Genomic DNA, 16,990 nt, shown 5'->3' with positions numbered 1-16,990 from the left:
CTATCCAGATGGTATCCCATGTTTACTTTCCGTTCTTTTGTGCTGGTATGCGCCAGCATGTTGTTTGCATTTTCTGCCCAGGCCGACCGTACGATCACCGATCAGCTTGGTCGTCAGGTCACGATAGCGGACCACATCGACAAAGTGGTCGTGCTGCAACACCAGACCTTAAATATTCTGGTTCAGCTCGATGCGCAGCAGGACATTGTTGGCGTGATGTCGAGCTGGAAAAAACAGCTCGGGCCTGAGTTTGAACGCTTTATGCCGACAATTTCCACATTGCCGACACCGGGCGACCTCACCAGCGTGAATATCGAAAGCCTGCTGGCGATTCATCCACAGGTGGTGTTTGTCGCTAACTATGCGCCTGCGGAGATGATCCAGCAGATTCAAAACGCCGGTATTCCGGTCGTGGCTATCTCGTTACGTAAGGACGCCGCAGGGCAACAGAATAAAATGAACCCGACCATGGCCGATGAAGAGCAGGTTTACAACGAAGGGTTAAAGCAAGGGATTCGCCTGATTGCGGACGTGGTTGGGCGTAAACCGCAGGCCGAGACATTAATCGACTACGTTTTTGCGGCACGGGCAAAATTTAATGCGCCGGTTGCAAAAATCCCGGATGCGCAAAAAGTCCGTATTTATATGGCTAACCCCGACCTGATGACTTACGGCTCCGGGAAGTACACAGGACTGATGATGCAGCACGCGGGGGGATTAAACGTGGCGGCTGCCAGTGTGAAAGGTGCCCGTCAGGTTGAGCTGGAGCAGGTACTGGCGTGGAATCCGCAGGTGATTTTTGTGCAGGATCGCTATCCGCAGGTGGTGACTGAGATCCAAAATGATCCTAACTGGCAGGGGATTGATGCGGTGAAAAATCATCGCGTCTGGCTGATGCCTGAATACGCTAAAGCCTGGGGCTATCCGATGCCGGAAGCGTTGGCGATCGGTGAGCTATGGATGGCCAAGAAACTGTATCCGGATGTTTATAAAGACGTGGATGTTGATGCGCAGGCGCAAGACTATTATCAGCGTTTTTATCGCGTGAACTGGCAGTCTGATGCAGCTAAGTAACCGCTTTTTACCCCAGCAGCCGATTTTGATCGCGGCGGTCCTGTTGCTAGGCGTCAGTTCGCTGTGCCTCGGGCAGTATCCGCTTTCGTTGCGCGAGGTATTTTATCACCTGACGCACTTTAGCGATGCCGAAGGGATTGCCGGCCAGGTCATCTGGACGGTCAGGCTACCGCGTATTCTGATGGCGCTGCTGGCGGGTGGCGCGCTGGGTTTATGCGGCGCGACGCTGCAAGGAGTATTTCATAATCCGCTGGTCGACCCGCATATAATCGGCGTGACGTCCGGGGCCGCTTTTGGCGGCACGCTGGCTATTTTGCTCGGTCTGTCGCCGTGGTTGATGATGGGTTCAACGTTTTTCTTCGGCCTGACGGCGTTGATCCTTGTATATGCCATTGCTGCGCTGCAGGGGCTGGAAAATACGCTGGTGCTGATCCTGTCGGGTATCATTTTGAGCGGCTTTTTTTCCGCGCTGGTGAGCTTGATTCAGTATCAGGCTGATACTGAAGAGACGTTACCCAATATCGTGTTCTGGCTGCTTGGCAGCTTTGCGACGGCCAACTGGCATAAAGTACTGCTGCTGGCGATTCCGGTCGGTATTGCCGCGACGGTTTTGTACCAGCTACGCTGGCGGATAAACCTGTTATCGCTTAATGACAAAGATGCCAGAGCGCTGGGCGTTGCGGTTGTTCCTTTGCGACGCAGCGTTTTGGTGTGCTGCGCATTTTTAGTCGCCGCTCAGGTGGCGGTTAGCGGCAGTATTGCCTGGGTTGGGTTGGTTATTCCTCATCTGGCGCGTTTGCTGGTGGGCGTTGATCACCGTCGTCTACTGCCGTGCGCCTTCTGGCTGGGGGGCGGTTTTATGATTGTAGTGGATGATATTGCACGCACCCTGATGCATGCGGAGATACCGTTGGGGATTATCACCGCATTATTCGGCGCGCCGCTGTTTGCTTTTTTACTCATCCGCTCCAGCCGTCGGGAGAAATCATGAAACCTGCCGCACTGCGTGTAAATCAGCTGACTTATGGGTATCGCGCGCCGCTATTTGACCCGCTTACGTTCTGCTGCCAAAAAGGCGAGATCTGGGCTGTGCTGGGACGTAACGGTCTGGGTAAAAGTACGCTGCTCGATACGCTAACCGGCACGCTGCCTGCTTTGGGAGGCAGTATTGAAAATAACGGTGGGATAGGGATTGTGGCACAGCATAGCCATCTGCCGTTTCCTTATACGGTCAGCGATGTGGTGTTGATGGGGCGAGCACAGCACGTGAAGCTTTTTGCGCAACCGAGCCAGCAGGATCAACAAAGAGCAACGCAGGCGCTGGAGCAGTTAAATATTGCGCAGCTTGCTTCCAGCTCGTTTAGCTCACTTTCCGGCGGGCAACAACAACTGGTGATGATAGCCCGGGCACTGGTGACTGAGTGTCAGACGCTTTTGCTTGATGAACCATGTTCCGCGCTGGATCTTGCTAATCAGCAGGTGGTGCTTCAACTCATCAGCGATCTGGCCCATCATCAGGGATGCAGCATTCTCTTTTCAACCCACGATCCGCTGCATGCGTTACAGATAGCCACCCATACTTTGCTGCTGCTCCCCGAAGGCAAATGGCGGGCAGGACCTACGGACAGCATTGTGACGGAAGAAAATTTGTTCCTGGCCTATGGCTTACCACTGCGAAAACTTAGCGTGGAGAACCACCACACGCCGTTTATCGCGCCGTTGTTTTCTATTCGTCGTTAAGCGGTAAGAATCCTGCGGCGGTAAGAAACGCCTGCCCGTCGCGGGAAAGTATGAATTCAACCAGCGCCATCACTTCTTTGGACGCATCAAGCACCGCCAGTTGGTATTCGCAGTGAATATTGTGCTCATCAGGGATAGCCACGTAATGTACGTCGGGCAGCGCGCGCAGCGTGTGTGCGTAATGCGCGTAACCGATAAACAGATCGGCCAGCCCCTGGCGCAGGATCCAGGCGCTTGCTATTTCTCCTTGCGGGATTTTTACCGTATCACGACCACCAACCAGCGGGATGGCGCGCGTTCGAAGCTGTTGCCCGAGTCCCGGCTCCAGTACATCCATGTTGTCGAAAAATGCCCAGGTATAGTCTCCGGAAGGGTCACAGCCGGGCGTTGATGTACCTGGTCGCAGCGTTGGGTCGCGCAGCAAATCCAGCCAGGCGCCGGTTCGATTGCTGACCAGACTCAGTTGATTCCAGCTAAAGGTCTGCGTGAAAACCGCTTTCTTCTGAGCCAGCAGACGTTGCGGATGCTCCCGATTGGCCGAGGCAAAGAGCGCACAGGGTTCACCTGCTTCAATCCGCTCGCGCAATAAACCGGCCGGACCATATTCAACCTTAACGTCTATTCCGCTCTGGTGTGTGAACTGGCTTATCAGTGGAGTAAATGCCGGGCGTAAACTGCCTGCGGCGAACAGGAGGATGGAAGAGGGCATGGTATCCGTTCTCTGGCGAAAGACATTATGCGAAGAAGATGAATGATACGCGTTGATCATGGAACTTAGAATGATTTAGCGCAGTGCTATTGAATCATCATGGAAAAGGATAAAACTGAAGGATATAAACCTGAGATAAAAAGAGAGTTTTGAAGGGAAATAGCACCAAATCAAAGAGATGATTTGGTGCGTCCGAGTGGACTCGAACCACCGACCCCCACCATGTCAAGGTGGTGCTCTAACCAACTGAGCTACGGACGCAAGATGGTGCGTTCAATTGGACTCGAACCAACGACCCCCACCATGTCAAGGTGGTGCTCTAACCAACTGAGCTATGAACGCAACGTTGTAGGTGACAACGGGGACGAATATTAGCGGCACAGACCGAATGAGGCAAGAGGGAAATAGCATTTTTCTTCCTGATCTCACGCGATTGCAGAGTAATTAAGCAAGTTGATTATATTTTGTTGATTTTGCAGCGTGTTTTTTATTCAGACAGCGAACTGGAGCATACCAGGGGCGGTTTGCATTACAGGGGCGCTCAGACTTTAAGCGCTGTAAGGATCGTGGCTTCTATTTTTTCTGGGGTAGTGAAGGGGGCAAAACGCTTGAGCGGCTTGCCGTCACGCCCGATCAGGAACTTAGTAAAATTCCACTTGATCCGCCCACCCAGCACGCCGGGTAATTCGTCTTTCAGGTAACGAAACACCGGGTGTGTAGCGGCACCGTTGACTTCCACTTTCTCAAACATCGGGAAGCTCACACCGTAGTTGATGTGACAGGTTTGCGCGATTTCGTCTGCTCCACCGGGCTCCTGATTACCGAACTGGTTGCAGGGAAAACCAAGCACTACCAGACCCTGCGCGGCGTACTTCTTGTAAAGCGCTTCAAGGCCTGCATATTGTGGCGTGAAACCACAATGGCTGGCGGTATTAACCACCAGAACCAGTTTGCCAGCGTAGTCGGCCATAGAGATGGGCTGGCCGTGCAAACTGGTGGCAGTTAGTTGATGAAAGGGGGTCATGCCGGATTCCTCAAATAAGATAGCATTACTCATGTTGCCCGCGAGTGACAGGCTTCGCTGCGTATCTATTTATTATGATCGCAACTGCAGGATTAATAAACTTGCCATTGGTGCAGGGCAAAAATAGAAATTCTCTGCGGTTCAGTTATGGACATTCCATAATTTATATTAACCAGGCTGACGAGCGTTCCATTCGTCGCGCGTGATTTCCCAGAGTTCAGAATCCAGCAAACCGCTGACATACTCTTTCTTTTCTGTCCTGATAAGCCGCATGCCGCTACTGTCTGAAATACGTCTGGAACGGATATGAGGATACTATATAGCGAACTATCTCCCAGCGTGGATAAAGCACCTGAATCTGCGAGGCATCTTCGGCTTCTAATGGTTTTAACAGCAAACGTTTCGTATGGAGTTTTGGTATTTTCATACTCACTTTTCCTGCTCAAGCAAGAGAAAAGAATCAATGTGGGGAGGATTTTGAAAAAATATTAATAACCAGAACCCCAGCACAAATAAGAAGCATGCCTGCGATCGCCGGAAAATCTAGCTTTTGCCCACTTACCAACCAGCCCAAAAGGCTGATTAATACGATTCCAGCACCTGACCAAATTGCGTACGCAATACCCGTTGGAATGGTCGACAGGGTCTGGGAGAGAAGATAAAAGGCTGTGCAGTAGCACACAATAGTTGCTACAGATGGCCATAAGCGTGTAAATCCGTCAGAGAACTTCATCAGGGTTGTTCCTATGACTTCCGCTACGATGGCCCCGGCAAGGAAAATGTATGAATTCAAAATCTGATCCCATGTAACAATCTAAAACAATTATCGTATCACATAGGGTGAGATGCGTTTGAACGCAACGCTAACTACTTTAGTTTAGTTTAAAAAATGTCATCTTCGTGGCACGTAACGGATCGTCTGAAGCGCCGTGAGGTGTTCTATCAGCAAGAAGCGGACGTGTACGTGTTTTCTGAGATCCTGTATATGCAGGAGGCGGACTATGCGTTGACAGCGAATTTTAGAATACGTATATTGTTATGTTATAACATAACTTGAATATGGAATTATGAAACTCACTTTCCCCCTGTTGATGCCTGTACTGCTGTTGCTTCCCCTGACTGGCGCAACTGCCGGCAACTATCCACTGACAATCGAAAACTGCGGCGTTACAGAAACCTTTAACCATGCACCTTCACGTGTGGTGACAATTGGTCAACATGAAACGGAACTCATGCTGGCGCTGGAACTGAAAGATAAAATTGTAGGCACTGCTGTTTGGTTTGGTGCATTACCCGATGATTTGAAAAAGCAAGGGGCGGGGTTAAAGCGACTTGCTGAGAATGCGCCTGGATTTGAAGCCGTAGCGGCCCAGCGTCCTGAGCTGGTTCTTGCTCAGTACAATTGGCACGTTGGCCCGCAGGGAGAGGTGGCTACGCGTCAACAATTTGAACAATTGGGGATCAGGACCTGGATCTCTCCAGCCGACTGTACTGCAAAAACAGTCACAGCGACCTCCAACGGCGATGGCGCACGATCAAAACCTTACTCAATCGATATCATTCTTGATGAAATCTCGGCGCTGGCGCGCGTTTTTGATGTGCCAGCACGTGGTGAGGCTCTGAAGCAAAAGCTGTCTGAGCGAATTGTCGCCGCGCAGCAGCAAATCCACATGCAACCGCAAGCGCCGCTTAAAGTGGTTTACTGGTTTTCAAGTCCCCGTCTGAAAGGCGATCCATGGATAGCAGGCAGTAAAGGCGCGCCAGGCTGGATTAATAAAACACTTGGTCTGAACAATATCATCGATTCTGATGAGGAGTGGCCTGCGGTGACCTGGGAGCATATCGTTAAGTCTCAGCCTGATATTATTGTTATTGCGAGTATGGAAAGACGGCTTTATCCCGCCGATGACGTAGAGACTAAAAAACGGTTCCTGGAAACCGATCCCGTCACGCGTGAAATGCCTGCGGTCAAACAAGGGCATATCGTGGTGGTTCCTGCCATGTCGCTCAATCCATCATTGCGTAACGTAGAAGCAGTAGAACTGATTAGCCAGCAGATGAACGCTTTCGCTCCCTCCAGATGATGAGCAAATCTGTTTTCTACTGGCAAATCAGCCTGATAATTTCCTGCGGGATACTCAGTCTGCCGGTCATGATGATCCTTGCTGCGGCAACCGGCGATATACCGGTAAGTTTCGCGACTGCCTTTCGCGCAATAACCAATGGTCTGGGGCTAACGCACTTTGATTTACCCGCCGTAGAAGCAGGGATTGTCTGGCAGTACCGGATGAGTCGTGCGCTGATGGCGGCCAGCTGCGGTGGAGGGCTGGCGTTATGCGGGCTGGTTCTGCAATCATTGTTGCGTAACGCGCTTGCCGATCCTTATTTGCTGGGGATCTCTGCTGGTGCCTCAACCGGCGCCGTCAGTGTGATGTTGCTTGGTATTGGCAGCGGCTCCATCACGACGGGTGTCGGGGCGTTTATCGGAGCCTGTACCGCTTTTATGCTGATCATATTGTTATCGGGTAGTATGCGCGTGAACTCTGCACGCATCATTCTGGCGGGTATCGCCGGTACACAGTTGTTTAACGCGTTAACATCGTACATTGTCAGTACGGCGGCCAATGCTGAACAGTCGCGCGGCGTTATGTTCTGGCTGCTGGGTAGCCTGAGTGGTGTACGCTGGGCTGATGCGCTGCTGTGCTTCGCTGTCGTCATCATCGGGTTGCTTATCGTGGTTTGCTATAGCCGCTCGCTGGACACCTTTAACTTTGGTATGGAAGTCTCCTCGACGCTTGGAACGCGAGTGCTTCAGGTACGCGTTATTTTACTGCTGACTACCGCGTTGATTACGGCGGTAATCGTCAGCGCCATCGGTGCTGTAGGCTTTGTTGGGCTGGTTATCCCACATATAACCCGCATGATCGCCGGGCATCGTCATTTGCTCACTATCCCTGTTGCTTTTCTTGCCGGATGCCATTTTATGATTCTTGCAGACTTGATCTCACGCACCCTTATTAGTCATCAGGTTTTGCCGATTGGCGTAGTAACGGCGCTTGTGGGCGCTCCTGTTTTTGCCATGATTCTGTACCGCAACCGGGATAAATAATTATGCATATCGTGGTTGATAAGCTAAGTGTGACGCTCCAGGCTCGTCGGGTGTTATCTGATATCAGTTTTGTTGCGCACCGTTCGCAAACGGTGGGGCTACTTGGTCCTAACGGCTCTGGTAAATCCACGCTGATTCGCGCGATCGCTGGCGTTCAGCCCTGCGCGTGTGAGGGGGTGAAAATTGGCGGCAAGCTGACAAGTAACTTGAGCCAGCGCCAGCTTTCCCGCACGCTTGCTTTTGTTCCACAGCATGCGGAGGCGGAAGCGGAGCTAAGTGTTATTGATATTGTTCGCCTCGGCCGCACGCCGCACCGTAATGCATTCACGCCATGGCGGCAAGCTGATGAAGATGCTGTACAACAGGCGCTTTCGATGATGAGGCTTGATGCTCTGACCCAGAGAACCTGGCAGCGTCTGTCTGGCGGCGAGCGTCAGCGCTGTCAGATAGCCCGTGCGCTCACCCAGCAACCGGATATTCTATTACTGGACGAACCAATTAATCATCTGGATATCCAGTTCCAGCTGGAGCTGATGCGCCTTATTTCCGCGCTGCCGATTACCGTGATTATGGCATTACACGATCTGAATCTGGCTGCAAAATATTGTCAGCACCTGGTCGTGCTGCGTGAAGGTCAGGTTGTGGCGTCCGGTGAGCCTGCTGCTGTACTTACCCCGGAACTGATTCAGTCTACCTGGCAGGTCGATGCGACCATCTGTCGAACTGAACGGGGAATGATGAATATCCAGTACGCCTGAAATAGGCCTACGCAGAAACCATTATCAATATTCAGCGTCCGCTGGATTAAATCACTGGAATGTCAGTTTTGAGCGAGCAGCGGACGTTGAGGCACCTAATAAATCGTCTTAACTTTCAACTTTTCTGACCCGTAATGTCCTGAGGAGCAAATCGTACAAACTATCCACTGCAGGAGAACCCTGGGAAGTATGGCTTCTGAACAATGAGACTTCCATGGGTTCAAGAGGCCCCAAAAGATGTTCACTGCCAAGAATTTGCAGATGAGGTGGCACGCTGCACTGGGTCAGAACGGCAACAGCCAGGCCACTTTCTACAGCTGTAATCTGTCCCGACAGACTGGAGCTGTTATACACCACCTTATATCTCCGCCCCTGCAGTGCTAGTGCGTTGATAGCACTACGTTTAGCAAGGCTTGTACTTTCATAAACCGCAATGGGTAATGGATCGCGCCGCCAGACCTCAAACTGTGGAGAACCCACCCACACCATCGGTTCATAAAACAGTAACGCGCCCTGGTTGGGTTGCTCCCGGGAGACCAGGGCCAAATCGAGATCGCCGCTCTCAACGCGAGGAATGAGTGACGTTGATTGCTCGCAGCTCAGTTCGATCTCGACTGACCCAAAGTTAGGGGCAAATCTCTTCAGCGCAGGGGTAAGGTATTTTGCTGCATAGTCATCAGGAACTCCCAGACGAATACGCCCTGTTAACTCCTTACCGTGAAATGCGGCCTGTGTTTCAGCATGAAGGTCGAGCATCCTTCTGGCATACCCCAGCAGTTTTTGTCCTTCAGACGTGAGTTGATGTTGACGAGGGCCGCGAAGTAAAAGCTGACACCCTAATGCAGATTCCAGCTTTTTAAGTTGCATGCTGACCGCAGATTGTGAGCGATGGACTTCAGGTGCCGCAGCCGAAAGCGATCCCGCATCCACTACCGCGACAAAACATTTAAGCCAGTCCATCTGGAGGTCTTGATGATGCACCTTTGAGCCTTGCATTCGATAATCAAATATTAATATCAATTATTATGCGTTTTTATCGATTCCACAACACTGTCATAGTGGCCCCCTGTTTGCTTTCACTGTTATGAAATTCATGAGGTCCCGGATGACGCATCACCAGCCCGATTTGTCTCAACTTAATCATTCGCTGATATGGGATGGTTTTCGGCAGCTTATCCCGGTTTCACTCTTTGTCGCTATTTTTGGTGCCGCCTTTGGCCTGGCCGCATCGCAGAAAGGAGTGGACCCGACGTCGGCGACAATGATGAGTTTGCTGGTTTTTGCCGGTTATGCTCAATTCGCCACCTTAGAGCTTTGGACCGATCAGGTTCCTGTATTAACCCTTATCGCCACCGTTTTTGCCATTAATGCCAGGCATCTGTTAATGGGGGCCACTTTATACCCGTGGTTGCGCGCGTTAACACCCGCTAAACGCTACGGGATCATGATGGTCGTTTCCGATGCTAACTGGGCCATGTCCATACAGGCATTCAGCAGGGGAAGCGCGGGGTTGGGATTACTCTTTGGTGGCGGTCTTGCGTTATGGCTTTTTTGGGGAGCAGGGACCCTGGCAGGACTGTATTTTGGGAGCGTTATCCAGGATCCCAAAAGCGTTGGTCTTGATATGGTCATGGGGTGTTTTCTCCTTTCTATGGTGTTCGAAGGGGAAAGAAACCTGAGGATGTTGATTATCTGGGCCGCAGCGGCCAGTGCCTCGCTGATAGCGTATAAATGGTTACCAGAAAATAGTCATGTGATCGCTGGAGCCCTCGCCGGAGGTATTACTGGAATTATCATGAGAGAGAAAAAATGAGTATTGAGACGGTAGGCACAGGACCTCTTATTATTATTTTTATTATGGCGTTGGTCACACTCGTTACCCGATGGGGTGGTGTCTGGATTATGTCCTTTGTGCCTTTTAATCACCGAATAAAAGCCTTTATTCAGGGGATGTCAGGCTCCGTTCTCGTGGCGATTTTAGCCCCCGTTGCCCTCACAGGCGACAAAGGCGCTCAGATGGCATTATTGACCACGGCCGTCGTGATGCTGGTTTATAAAAGACCTTTAATAGCTATCACCCTTGGGATTGTCGTTTCAGCCTTGGTCAGATATTTTTAAACCGTTCCTGAGCTAATCCTTCGATACATTTAAGCGAGTGCTATGAGCCTAATGCCACGAACGATCGTTTTAATTCCCGGGTATATGCTGAATGAAATGCTCTGGCATGAATTTGAAACATACCTGCCGGCAAACTGTATTGTTCATCATGCTTCCGTAACCGGAGGACTAACCCTCCATGATATCGCGCAGCATATGAGTACCTGTCTGCCTGACAAATTTACGTTGATAGGTTTTTCACTGGGAGGGTACATTGCCCGGCAGTTTGCTGCAGATTATTCGGATCGTGTGGAGTCCCTGGTACTGATTGCCAGTTCGTTACGGGAGGATACGCCATTAGAGGCGGAATCAAAGCGGCAAAGCGTGCAGTCATTGTCACCCGCAACGTTTAAGGGGCTGAGCAGCAATGCTATTGCCCGGTCACTGCACCCCCTAAACGCATCAGATCGGGATATGATTTCAACTATCCAGCAAATGGGACGTTGTCTCGGATTTGAAGCCTTCATTACGCAATCGACCTTAACCCGACAAGGTATTCCTTCAGCAACGATAGGTTGTCCCACTCTGGTTATTGCCAGTGAAGATGACGCCATCCGTTCCATGCAGGAGGCGGAGGAACTGGTCGATGCCATACCTGGTGCATCGTTGAGAACCATCAAGGATTGCGGTCATATGATCCCGCTCGAACAACCTGAGGCGTTGGCGAGAACCATTACTGAATGGATCTCAGTCGGGTAAATTACTGCAGTGGGTAAGGTCTGCTATTGGCACACAGTGGACATCGCTGACTGAGCTGAAGGTCCGCGGTTAGCGAAAAGCGGATGTTTACACTCATGATCACCGCTTATGTACGCATTACGAACATAGCGCTGTATTAATCATCGGTAGCAGTTCAACTTAGCCATGTACACTTGCTTTGTACTAATATGTTTATCTAACAGATGCTTTAAAAAATCGCCTCAAAATGGATTTATCAACATGACTAGAACAGAAAGGCTTCTCGAGTTACTACAAATATTAAGGGCACAAAGATATCCGATCACAGCATCCACACTCTCAGAAAGATTGGGAATAAGTGTACGCTCCCTTTACAGAGATATAAAAACGCTGCAGCATCAAGGAGTATGCATTGAAGGTGGAGCTGGAATTGGTTATATCGTTAAATCTGACTTTCATTTGCCTCCCTTAAATCTTTCTCATGAAGAAATAAATGCTATTACACTTGGGTTAAATTGGGTATCGCATAATACAGATTATAATTTCAAAATTACCGCAAAGAATGCGCTTGCGAAAATACACGCCGTCATTCCCAGTGAATTGAAAAATCTTATTGAGAGTCAATCCTATCTGATCGGTCCTTCAGAAAACAATGAGATTTTTTTTGAAGACATTCGCAATGCTATAAAAAAAAGAAAGAAAATCAAAATAAATTATTGTGATAAAAAAGATTCTTACACTTCACGAGTCATATGGCCCATCGGATTGGTATACATGGAGTCGTGCTGGCTTTTGGTTGCATGGTGCGAGATGAGAAATGATTTTCGTCATTTTAGAACTGACAAAATTGAAGATATTGTGCAACTTGACTCCAACTATAGTGAAAGCAGGACAATTTTATTGAAAAAATGGAGAATAAAAGAAGGGATCTGCGAGGGGAAAGAGTACTGACAAAAACTGTCACAGATGGTTTGTATACTATCCCAGATGAAAGACTCAATTCTACTTCATAGGGGGTGGTTATGAATTTCCAGAATAAAATTGCCGTTATAACAGGAAGCACTACAGGTATAGGTGAGGCCGTCGCAGAGCAATTACATAAGCATGGTGCAAAAGTTGTTATTGTATCCCGCTCGTCAGAACAGGCTAAACAAAAAGCGGAACAATTATCTTCACAGGGACAACAAGCCATGGGGATCGGATGTGATGTGTCACAGCCCGAACAAGTACGGCAAATGATAGATGAGGTTATCAAACATTTCGGCAGACTTGATTATGCTGTAAATAATGCAGGCTTAACAGGTGAACATGGTAAAAATATAACAGAGCAGACAGTTGAAAACTGGGATAAGGTTATTGCTACCTCATTGAGCGGCGTTTTTCACTGCCTAAAATATGAAATACCCCAGATGATGAAGTTTGGTGGATCTATAGTTAATTTATCTGCAGTAAATGGTCTGGTGGGCATTCCTGGATTAGCACCTTACACCGTGGCTAAACATGGTATAATCGGTTTAACTCAAACCGCAGCGCTAGAGTTTGCATGTCAAGGCATTCGAATCAATGCAGTCGCTCCGGGCTATGTCCAAACCCCAAGAATGAGTGAGTTCCCTGAAAATATTGTAAGTAGTTTCGCAAATAGCCACCCTATGAAAAGGATGGCAAAAATGCAGGAAATAGCAGACTTCATATTGTTTTTGCTGTCAGACAATTCTGCATTCTGTACCGGAGGCGTTTATCCAATCGATGGAGGTTATTTAGCTGAGTAGAAAAAACCAAAGTCTTTTTAAGTGTAAGAATTACTTTGCCAAAGTGGTAGGCTCAATGGAAGCGTTAGAATATAAAATTAACGCTTCCATTACAGGGCTAGTGAAAACAATATTTTCGTTATGGATTAATATGTGTATAGATGATTGGTTCATACATCATGCCATTAGCAACGTCCGCCCCTGGCACACAACTGACGTCGGTATCAAGTAAACCGACGCCCGTTAATATTAAGCTGAACGATTAATTAACCTATTCCCCCGTTTCGTCATCTTCTTGTTGAGACCCTGATACCATTACGGTCAGTGTCATCTACTTCACAACACACATCGGCCTGCCAGATGCCGGCTCGGGGTGTATCTCCGTATCCACGCTGAATACGGTTCTTAGCAATCCAGGGTTCATCACCTCTTCTGGTGTGCCTTGTGCCATAACATGTCCGTTCGCCATCACCACCAGATGATCGCAGTACCGGCTGGCCTGATTAAGGTCATGCAGCACTGCGACCACCGTTTTCCCTTGGGCCCGGAGTTCGCCCATCAACCGCATCAGTTCTACCTGGTGATTGATATCGAGATAGGTGGTTGGCTCATCGAGGAGTACAACGGGCGTATTCTGGGCCAGGACCATCGCCAGAAAGGCGCGCTGGCGCTGACCGCCGGAAAGTTCGGTTAACCGTCGTTCGGCAAGATGATGGATTAGGGTCTGGCTCATGGCGGTATTAACCCGCGAATTGTCTTCAGCGGAAAGCCGCCCCCAGAGTGACAACCACGGGTTGCGGCCGTACGAAACCAGCTCCCGGACGGTGATCCCCTCTGGCGTTAAATGGTGCTGTGGCAGCAACGCCAGCCTGCGAGCGAGCTGGCGCGATGAAAACGCGTTAATGAGATGATCGCCGAAAAATACGCTGCCGGACTGCGGCATTAACAGCCGTGAAAAACAGTTTAACAACGTCGATTTCCCGCAACCGTTAGGGCCGAGCAGGGCGGTTATCTTCCCCGCTGGCAGTACGAGTGAAACGCCGTCAAGCACCTTATTTGTACCGTAACAGACCGTCAGATTCTCAGTTCGTAATGTCATTTATCGCATTCTCACAAGCAGCCAGACAAACCATGGCGCACCGATAATGGCGGTCAGCACGCCAGCTGGAAGCTCCAGCGGGGGATGAATAATTCGCGCCAGCATATCGGCAACCACCAGCAGCAATGCACCTGCCAGGGCCGAAACGGGCAGCAGCCAGCGGTGACGTCCGCCGGTAATGCTGCGCACCATATGCGGCACCACAAGCCCAATAAAGCTGATCGGGCCGCAGACGGCCACGCCGGTTGACGTCATAGCAACAGCCAGTAGCAAAGCCCGGAACTGGGTACGCGGTACCGACACACCGAGCGTGGTGGCGCGCGCATCGCCCAATGCCAGGAGGTCGAGATCGCGGCAAAAACTCAGGCTCAGCGGCAGAAACAACATCAGCAGCGGGAGGGCAATCTTCACAAAGCTCCAGTCACGGCCCCATAAACTGCCGGTTAGCCAGAGCAGGGCGCTGTTCACATCCTGCGGGCGCGCGAGCATCAGATAATCCGTCAGGCTGGCCCAGCAGGCAGAAAGCGCGACCCCTGTGAGCGCCAGCTTTATCGGTTGGCTGGAGTTTGCCAGCATTTTCAACAGGATCAGGCCCGCCATACCACCGGCAAAGGCCAGCGGCGGTAGTGCAATCACCGGGAGTGACGGCAGGAGAAGCAGTGCGCCCACAGAGGCCAGGCTGGCGGCATGGTTTACGCCGAGTATATCCGGCGATGCCAGGGGGTTACGCACGATCCCCTGCACCAGCACGCCTGCAACCGCGAGGGCTGCGCCAACAAACAGCGCCAGCAGCAGTCGCGGCAGGCGGTACGCCGTTAACACGTAATGATACTCGCGCCCGGTCTGCCAGTCGGTCAGCAGGGCGCGCCAGGGAACGGAGATCACTCCCATTTGCAGCGACAGCACTGAAAATCCTGCCAGCGCGAGGGCGATGAAAATAACTAGCGCAATTTTCATCCACGCCTCCTGACCAGCCAGACAAAGCAGGGCGCACCAATCAGAGCCACCACGGCTCCCGCGGGTAATTCGCCAGGGAAGGCCAGTGCGCGGGCCAGAACATCGGCCAGTAGCAGCAGCGTGGCGCCCATAAGCATGCTCATCGGCAGGACTTTGCGCTGGTCGAATCCCACCCAGAAGCGAGCCAGATGTGGCATCAGCAGGCCGATAAACGCCACCGGGCCAGCCACGCTGACGCAGGTACCGACCAGAAGCAGCACCAGAATGTTGATGATTAAACGTAGCTTCGGCAGATTCACCCCCAGCGTGCGGGCGGTGCTGTCGCTGACGTTAAGCAGGTTCAGTTGATTAGCCATCAGCAACACCACCGGTACTGCAACCGCCACCACCGGGAAAAGCTGCCAGAATTCCTGCCAGCGTGCGTGGGATACGCCTCCCGCAAGCCAGTAAAAAATGCCGTAGGCGTGATCTTCCGTCAGCAGCAGGGTGATACGGGTCAGGGCCATACAAAAAGCCGAGAACGCGATACCCGCGAGGATCAGTTTGTTTCTGTCCTGGGTATGGCGGAATCCACCGCCTGCGGTCATCACCAGCAGCCAGCTTACGCCGCCGCAGGCGGCGATAAAGGCGATGGAGTAACCCGTTATGGACACAGGGCTGATGGCGCTGGTGAGTGCCATCGCCAACGCCGCGCCGCTGTTAATGCCGAGTAGCGAAGGGGAGGCCATTGCATTATGCGTCAGCGTCTGCAGCAGCGTTCCCGCGAGAGCCAGGCTTGCGCCGATCAGAATGGCGACCAGGCTTCGCGGCAGACGAAGGTTTTGCACCAGCGCTTGTGGAAGCGTCGGCACATGACCCGGCAGCAGGGCGCGAATGGCGTCAACGCCAGAAACAGGAATGGCCGAGTAGCAAAACAGACTCAGCCAGAAGATTGCGATAAGCGCGACAAGGGGAAGTCCCCACTGCAACGCTGGATGTTTGAAAACTGTCATTTCACATCGGATAAAGGCTGGTGATGAAAGATTTTTACCGTGTCGCTGGCAATGCGTTCGGCCGCGAAAATGCCGCGCATTCGCGCCCAGGCGTTACTGTCGACCGACGCCGTCTGCTGTTTTTGCGCCGCGGTTAACATCTGCCATAGCGGGTCTTGCTGCCAGCGTTTAACGATGCTCTCTTCGCGATAGTGTGCGACCAGCAGCCATGCAGGATTGAGCGCCAGCAACTGTTCCAGTCCGATGGACGGCATAGACGCGCCCGACATCGCCGCAGGTACCGTCAGCCCCAGAGCGGTCAAAACGCTCCCGGTCCAGGTCTCCTGCGTGTGCAGGTTGAACTGCTGCTCCCGAGAGGTACCGAACAACACCAGCGTGCCTTTTGGCAACTGGCTGGCCCATGCCGACATCTGTTGTTTGTGTCGCTCCAGACGTAACTGCATCTGTGCCTTTTTGCCAACGACTTCACCGATGATGGCCGCAGACTGCAGATTTTCAGCGTAGGTTTCATTGCGAGACTTAAGCAGCAGCACCGGTGCGATTTGCTGTAATGCGCTGTAAATACCCGCATGGCGGCTGCTGTCGGCAATGATCAGATCCGGTTTCAGCACGCTGATAGCTTCTAAACTTGGCTGTGCACGCGTGCCGACAGATTGCCAGGGGTTAAGACGGGCGCGAACCTCTGGAAGAATGCGCGCGGCGTCGTTATCGTCGGCAATGCCGACCGGACTGACATCGACGGCGGCCAGTGCGTCCGCGAACGACAGTTCCAGCACGACTATCCGCTGTGGCGTTTTATCAAGCGTAAAGGTGCCATGTTCGTCATGAATCGTGGCGGCAAAGGCGTGACTGGTGAGTAGCAGAGCGGCGAATAGCGTGCGTAATGGTGTGAACATGTAAGTTGCCTGTGTCTTGTGGCGCTGCGCTTACCCGGCCTGTAAAAAA

At 51.4% G+C, this 16,990-nt stretch carries 19 protein-coding genes, 2 tRNA genes and 1 pseudogene; 11 read left to right on the top strand and 11 right to left on the bottom strand.

Annotated features, from left to right (window positions below; genetic code table 11):
• Positions 1-18: 18 nt before the first annotated feature.
• From LA337_12585 to LA337_12575, 3 genes are read left to right on the top strand one after another with little or no spacing between them, the layout of a single operon-like run.
• On the top strand, positions 19-1,074 hold the full coding sequence (locus LA337_12585; GenBank protein ID UBI14044.1) for an ABC transporter substrate-binding protein: 1,056 nt from the start codon (positions 19-21) through the stop codon (positions 1,072-1,074).
• Positions 1,061-2,065: an iron ABC transporter permease gene (locus LA337_12580; GenBank protein ID UBI14043.1), complete on the top strand. Its 1,005-nt coding sequence runs from the start codon at positions 1,061-1,063 to the stop codon at positions 2,063-2,065. Before LA337_12585 ends, LA337_12580 begins: the two co-directional genes overlap by 14 nt.
• Positions 2,062-2,814: an ABC transporter ATP-binding protein gene (locus tag LA337_12575; GenBank protein UBI14042.1), complete on the top strand. Its 753-nt coding sequence runs from the start codon at positions 2,062-2,064 to the stop codon at positions 2,812-2,814. Before LA337_12580 ends, LA337_12575 begins: the two co-directional genes overlap by 4 nt.
• Here the strand turns inward: LA337_12575 and LA337_12570 are convergent.
• From LA337_12570 to LA337_12545, 6 genes and pseudogenes are all read right to left on the bottom strand, one after another.
• A complete protein-coding gene (locus LA337_12570) occupies positions 2,801-3,523 on the bottom strand; it encodes a substrate-binding domain-containing protein (protein UBI14041.1) in 723 nt (240 codons plus the stop codon). The genes LA337_12575 and LA337_12570 overlap by 14 nt on opposite strands.
• A gap of 184 nt (positions 3,524-3,707) precedes the next feature.
• A tRNA-Val gene (locus LA337_12565) sits at positions 3,708-3,784 on the bottom strand.
• Between the two features lie 4 nt (positions 3,785-3,788).
• Positions 3,789-3,865: transfer RNA gene (locus LA337_12560), tRNA-Val, on the bottom strand.
• 199 nt (positions 3,866-4,064) lie between these two features.
• Complete coding sequence (locus tag LA337_12555) at positions 4,065-4,547, bottom strand: glutathione peroxidase (GenBank protein UBI14040.1); 483 nt, start codon at positions 4,545-4,547, stop codon at positions 4,065-4,067.
• Between the two features lie 168 nt (positions 4,548-4,715).
• A pseudogene (locus LA337_12550) lies at positions 4,716-4,974 on the bottom strand (hypothetical protein).
• 33 nt (positions 4,975-5,007) lie between these two features.
• Positions 5,008-5,340 carry an EmrE family multidrug efflux SMR transporter gene (locus LA337_12545; protein UBI14039.1) on the bottom strand — a complete coding sequence of 111 codons (333 nt, stop codon included), beginning with the start codon at positions 5,338-5,340 and terminating at the stop codon, positions 5,008-5,010.
• Between the two features lie 298 nt (positions 5,341-5,638).
• Between LA337_12545 and LA337_12540 the strand changes: the two genes are divergently transcribed.
• Genes LA337_12540 through LA337_12530 form a run of 3 tightly spaced genes read left to right on the top strand, consistent with a single transcriptional unit; the run spans position 5,639 to position 8,414 of the window.
• On the top strand, positions 5,639-6,631 hold the full coding sequence (locus tag LA337_12540; protein ID UBI18454.1) for an ABC transporter substrate-binding protein: 993 nt from the start codon (positions 5,639-5,641) through the stop codon (positions 6,629-6,631).
• Positions 6,628-7,656: an iron chelate uptake ABC transporter family permease subunit gene (locus LA337_12535; GenBank protein UBI14038.1), complete on the top strand. Its 1,029-nt coding sequence runs from the start codon at positions 6,628-6,630 to the stop codon at positions 7,654-7,656. The genes LA337_12540 and LA337_12535 overlap by 4 nt, the downstream gene beginning before the upstream one ends.
• A 2-nt stretch (positions 7,657-7,658) precedes the next feature.
• A complete protein-coding gene (locus LA337_12530; protein UBI14037.1) occupies positions 7,659-8,414 on the top strand; it encodes an ABC transporter ATP-binding protein in 756 nt (251 codons plus the stop codon).
• Between the two features lie 108 nt (positions 8,415-8,522).
• On the opposite strand, the gene LA337_12525 is transcribed toward LA337_12530, so the two are convergent.
• Positions 8,523-9,374 carry a LysR family transcriptional regulator gene (locus LA337_12525; protein UBI14036.1) on the bottom strand — a complete coding sequence of 284 codons (852 nt, stop codon included), beginning with the start codon at positions 9,372-9,374 and terminating at the stop codon, positions 8,523-8,525.
• 145 nt (positions 9,375-9,519) lie between these two features.
• On the opposite strand from LA337_12525, the gene LA337_12520 reads away from it, so the two are divergent.
• The 5 genes from LA337_12520 to LA337_12500 all read left to right on the top strand — a co-directional run bounded on the left by LA337_12520 (position 9,520) and on the right by LA337_12500 (position 13,018).
• Complete coding sequence (locus LA337_12520) at positions 9,520-10,227, top strand: AzlC family ABC transporter permease (GenBank protein UBI14035.1); 708 nt, start codon at positions 9,520-9,522, stop codon at positions 10,225-10,227.
• Positions 10,224-10,532: an AzlD domain-containing protein gene (locus tag LA337_12515; GenBank protein ID UBI14034.1), complete on the top strand. Its 309-nt coding sequence runs from the start codon at positions 10,224-10,226 to the stop codon at positions 10,530-10,532. The genes LA337_12520 and LA337_12515 overlap by 4 nt, the downstream gene beginning before the upstream one ends.
• 51 nt (positions 10,533-10,583) lie before the next feature.
• The gene (locus tag LA337_12510) at positions 10,584-11,270 is read left to right on the top strand and encodes an alpha/beta hydrolase (protein ID UBI14033.1); all 687 of its coding nucleotides are present in this window, start codon (positions 10,584-10,586) and stop codon (positions 11,268-11,270) included.
• A 240-nt stretch (positions 11,271-11,510) separates the two neighbouring features.
• Positions 11,511-12,200: a YafY family transcriptional regulator gene (locus tag LA337_12505; protein UBI14032.1), complete on the top strand. Its 690-nt coding sequence runs from the start codon at positions 11,511-11,513 to the stop codon at positions 12,198-12,200.
• Between the two features lie 71 nt (positions 12,201-12,271).
• Positions 12,272-13,018 carry an SDR family oxidoreductase gene (locus tag LA337_12500; protein ID UBI14031.1) on the top strand — a complete coding sequence of 249 codons (747 nt, stop codon included), beginning with the start codon at positions 12,272-12,274 and terminating at the stop codon, positions 13,016-13,018.
• Between the two features lie 310 nt (positions 13,019-13,328).
• Here the strand turns inward: LA337_12500 and fecE are convergent, their stop codons facing one another.
• From fecE to LA337_12480, 4 genes are read right to left on the bottom strand one after another with little or no spacing between them, the layout of a single operon-like run.
• Positions 13,329-14,096, bottom strand: a complete 768-nt coding sequence (fecE, locus tag LA337_12495) for a Fe(3+) dicitrate ABC transporter ATP-binding protein FecE (GenBank protein UBI14030.1) — start codon at positions 14,094-14,096, stop codon at positions 13,329-13,331.
• Positions 14,097-15,053, bottom strand: a complete 957-nt coding sequence (fecD, locus tag LA337_12490; protein UBI14029.1) for a Fe(3+) dicitrate ABC transporter permease subunit FecD — start codon at positions 15,051-15,053, stop codon at positions 14,097-14,099. It lies immediately after the preceding gene.
• Positions 15,050-16,045 (bottom strand): iron-dicitrate ABC transporter permease FecC, encoded by a 996-nt coding sequence (gene fecC / locus LA337_12485; GenBank protein UBI14028.1) that lies wholly within the window; start codon positions 16,043-16,045, stop codon positions 15,050-15,052. The genes fecD and fecC overlap by 4 nt, the downstream gene beginning before the upstream one ends.
• Positions 16,042-16,941 carry a Fe(3+) dicitrate ABC transporter substrate-binding protein FecB gene (locus tag LA337_12480; GenBank protein ID UBI14027.1) on the bottom strand — a complete coding sequence of 300 codons (900 nt, stop codon included), beginning with the start codon at positions 16,939-16,941 and terminating at the stop codon, positions 16,042-16,044. The genes fecC and LA337_12480 overlap by 4 nt, the downstream gene beginning before the upstream one ends.
• Positions 16,942-16,990 lie beyond the last annotated feature (49 nt).

Origin of the sequence: Citrobacter europaeus (assembly GCA_020099315.1) — a bacterium.
Lineage (GTDB): Bacteria > Pseudomonadota > Gammaproteobacteria > Enterobacterales > Enterobacteriaceae > Citrobacter > Citrobacter europaeus.
This window is presented reverse-complemented; position numbering and strand designations above follow the sequence as displayed.

Excerpts from the sequence above, each read along its gene's own strand:
- LA337_12510 (UBI14033.1), top strand. The coding sequence starts at position 10,584 with ATGCCACGAACGATCGTTTTAATTCCCGGGTATATGCTGAATGAAATG.
- LA337_12530 (UBI14037.1), top strand. The coding sequence starts at position 7,659 with ATGCATATCGTGGTTGATAAGCTAAGTGTGACGCTCCAGGCTCGTCGG.
- LA337_12520 (UBI14035.1), top strand. The coding sequence starts at position 9,520 with ATGACGCATCACCAGCCCGATTTGTCTCAACTTAATCATTCGCTGATA.
- LA337_12480 (UBI14027.1), bottom strand. The coding sequence starts at position 16,941 with ATGTTCACACCATTACGCACGCTATTCGCCGCTCTGCTACTCACCAGT.
- LA337_12535 (UBI14038.1), top strand. The coding sequence starts at position 6,628 with ATGATGAGCAAATCTGTTTTCTACTGGCAAATCAGCCTGATAATTTCC.
- LA337_12585 (UBI14044.1), top strand. The coding sequence starts at position 19 with ATGTTTACTTTCCGTTCTTTTGTGCTGGTATGCGCCAGCATGTTGTTT.
- LA337_12540 (UBI18454.1), top strand. The coding sequence starts at position 5,639 with ATGCCTGTACTGCTGTTGCTTCCCCTGACTGGCGCAACTGCCGGCAAC.
- fecD (UBI14029.1), bottom strand. The coding sequence starts at position 15,053 with ATGAAAATTGCGCTAGTTATTTTCATCGCCCTCGCGCTGGCAGGATTT.
- LA337_12505 (UBI14032.1), top strand. The coding sequence starts at position 11,511 with ATGACTAGAACAGAAAGGCTTCTCGAGTTACTACAAATATTAAGGGCA.
- LA337_12580 (UBI14043.1), top strand. The coding sequence starts at position 1,061 with ATGCAGCTAAGTAACCGCTTTTTACCCCAGCAGCCGATTTTGATCGCG.
- LA337_12570 (UBI14041.1), bottom strand. The coding sequence starts at position 3,523 with ATGCCCTCTTCCATCCTCCTGTTCGCCGCAGGCAGTTTACGCCCGGCA.
- fecE (UBI14030.1), bottom strand. The coding sequence starts at position 14,096 with ATGACATTACGAACTGAGAATCTGACGGTCTGTTACGGTACAAATAAG.
- LA337_12515 (UBI14034.1), top strand. The coding sequence starts at position 10,224 with ATGAGTATTGAGACGGTAGGCACAGGACCTCTTATTATTATTTTTATT.
- LA337_12555 (UBI14040.1), bottom strand. The coding sequence starts at position 4,547 with ATGACCCCCTTTCATCAACTAACTGCCACCAGTTTGCACGGCCAGCCC.
- fecC (UBI14028.1), bottom strand. The coding sequence starts at position 16,045 with ATGACAGTTTTCAAACATCCAGCGTTGCAGTGGGGACTTCCCCTTGTC.
- LA337_12525 (UBI14036.1), bottom strand. The coding sequence starts at position 9,374 with ATGGACTGGCTTAAATGTTTTGTCGCGGTAGTGGATGCGGGATCGCTT.
- LA337_12500 (UBI14031.1), top strand. The coding sequence starts at position 12,272 with ATGAATTTCCAGAATAAAATTGCCGTTATAACAGGAAGCACTACAGGT.
- LA337_12575 (UBI14042.1), top strand. The coding sequence starts at position 2,062 with ATGAAACCTGCCGCACTGCGTGTAAATCAGCTGACTTATGGGTATCGC.